The sequence below is a fragment of the Pseudoalteromonas sp. genome (assembly GCF_041613455.1).
GTDB lineage: Bacteria > Pseudomonadota > Gammaproteobacteria > Enterobacterales > Alteromonadaceae > Pseudoalteromonas.
On sequence record NZ_JBFJHD010000319.1, the window covers coordinates 1 to 2,567 of the forward strand.

Sequence of the window (2,567 nt, forward strand, 5' to 3'; positions counted from 1 at the left end):
AAGTCGAGTGGCTAAATCGGATGCCAGCGTCATGGTATTAGGCCCCAGTGGTTCGGGTAAAGAAGTATTAGCCCGTTATATTCATGACAAATCAGCGCGTGCTGAGCAGCCATTTGTGGCGATTAACTGTGCGGCAATTCCCGAAAACATGCTAGAAGCGACCTTATTTGGCTATGAAAAGGGCGCTTTTACTGGCGCGATCCAGGCGTGTCCAGGCAAGTTTGAACAAGCGCAAGGCGGGACTATTTTACTCGACGAAATTACCGAAATGGATTTAGGCTTACAAGTGAAGCTACTGCGAGTATTACAAGAGCGCGAAGTGGAGCGTTTGGGCAGTCGTAAAACCATTGCCTTAGATGTGCGCATACTGGCCACCAGTAACCGCGACTTAAAACAAGCGGTGGCGAATAATCAATTTCGAGAAGACTTATATTACCGGCTCAATGTATTTCCCTTAATGTGGCGCCCGCTTAATGAACGCCCTGGCGATATTATTGTGCTGGCTAAGCATTTAATTGAGCGTCACTTAAGCAAAGCTAAACAGCCATTAGCACGATTAGACAAACACGCCGAGCAAAAGTTACTTAGCCATAACTGGCCGGGTAATGTACGCGAGTTAGATAACGTTATTCAACGGGCTCTAATTTTACGCAGTGGTAATACCATTGGTGAACATGCCATTTTTATCGAAAATAGTGTCGCGAGTAACTTTGTTATGGAGCCAAGTGCGCAAGCAGCCATGCCGGCTGTGGAGGATGACGCTGATAACATCGCCGCCAATACTGCAGATAATAAGCTCGTTGATGATGAAGCGAATGCAATAAAAACGCAGCAGCCCCAACAAGAACGGCTAGCTGCCGACACCGGCAGTTACAAAGATGAGCTTAAAGATAAAGAGCACCGTATTATTTTAGAAACACTCGAACGTTGCCAAGGAAAACGTAAAGAAGTGGCTGAAACACTAGGTATTAGCCCGCGTACGTTACGCTATAAACTGGCGCAAATGCGCGACTTAGGTATTGCCCTACCTGCATAACCCCTATACAGCCCTAAATACCCCCTTATTTGGGGCTGTCAAAACTCTGACAAACAAATCCCAGAAAAGTTAAGTGTAACACACTGTATTATAAGCTTTATTTAATTGGCATGTTTTGTGCTTTATTACATCTAAGCGATAACTGTATAGTTAGAGAAAATTATGAAAATTGAAAACAGTGCGATATTCCAAGAAATGCAGTCTATGGCCCTTGAAGCCGGGCGTAGCAACCAAATAAATACATTGCCGATTCAAGCACAGCCAACGTCAACCACTCAATTTGGTGACTTGCTAAGTAACGCCCTTAATACGGTGCATGAATTACAACAAGACACCGGACAAAAAGTGAAAGCGGTTGAAATGGGTGACAGAAGCGTATCGTTAGCCGACGCAATGATTGCCTCGCAAAAATCGTCTGTTGCGTTTGAAGCGACGGTACAAGTGCGTAATAAACTTGTCGAAGCTTACAAAGAAATCATGAATATGCCTGTTTAATTAGGTAGTGGAGAATAATTGTGGCGCAATCTAATCAATCTACAGATCTGGCACTGGCTGATGGCGATATTGAAGCAAGCGGTAGTGACGAGCAACAACAGCAAAAGTCGGGCTATTTAAGTGCGCTAAGCGGTGTCGATGTATTACGCCAAGTGACCCTTATTATTGCGTTGGCTATTTGTTTGGCGATTGCTATTTTTGTCATCATTTGGGCACGCCAGCCAGATATGCGTCCACTTGGAAAAATGCCTACCGAAGAGCTGATCCAAACACTCGATTTTTTAGATGCGCAAAAAATTAGTTATCAACTCGATGGCAACGTAGTGTCGGTTGATGAAAGTGAATACCAAAATATTAAATTGTTAATGGCTCGCGAAGGCCTAGATCAAGGGCCTAGTTCAGGCTCAGATATTATTATGCAGGACATGGGCTTTGGCGTAAGTCAGCGCTTAGAGCGTGAGCGCCTTAAACATGGCCGTGAGCAGCAACTGGCGCGGACCATTGAAGAGTTAAACAACATAACTCGCGCTAAAGTATTATTAGCCATTCCTAAAGAAAATGTATTTGCGCGCAGAGAAAAGCAACCTTCGGCCACAGTGGTATTAACGCTAAAACGTGGCCGCTCTTTAGACCGTGAAGAAATTGATTCGGTGGTCGATATGATCGCCTCTGCAGTACAGGGGTTAGAGCCTGCCCGCGTGACAGTGACCGATCAAAACGGGCGCTTACTCAACTCGGGTTCGCAAAGTTCGCTGGCAGCACGCTCACGCAAAGAATACGACTTAGAGCGAAAGCGCGAACAAGAATACCTAGAAAAAATAGATAGCATTTTAATTCCTATTGTTGGCTTAAGTAATTACACCGCGCAAGTCGATTTAAGCATGGACTTTAGCTCGCTCGAAGAAACGCAAAAACGTTATAATCCCGACCTTCCTGCAGTGCGCAGTGAAACCACCTTTGAAGAAAACAATATTGGTGGTTTAGCTATGGGGATTCCGGGGGCGCTGAGCAATCAACCACCATTAAACGCAACGAT

At 45.0% G+C, this 2,567-nt stretch carries 3 protein-coding genes; all 3 read left to right on the forward strand.

Annotated features, from left to right (window positions below; genetic code table 11):
- A partial coding sequence (locus tag ABYB02_RS16520) for a sigma-54 interaction domain-containing protein (RefSeq protein ID WP_372763462.1) occupies positions 1 to 1,036 on the forward strand: 1,036 nt, incomplete at its 5' end.
- Between the two features lie 162 nt (positions 1,037 to 1,198).
- Entirely contained in the window at positions 1,199 to 1,531 is a 333-nt protein-coding gene (gene fliE, locus ABYB02_RS16525; protein WP_372763463.1) for a flagellar hook-basal body complex protein FliE, read from the forward strand.
- A gap of 20 nt (positions 1,532 to 1,551) precedes the next feature.
- A partial coding sequence (fliF, locus tag ABYB02_RS16530) for a flagellar basal-body MS-ring/collar protein FliF (RefSeq protein WP_372763464.1) occupies positions 1,552 to 2,567 on the forward strand: 1,016 nt, incomplete at its 3' end.

Coding starts and splice junctions, on each gene's coding strand:
- fliE (WP_372763463.1), top strand. CDS start 1,199: ATGAAAATTGAAAACAGTGCGATATTCCAAGAAATGCAGTCTATGGCC.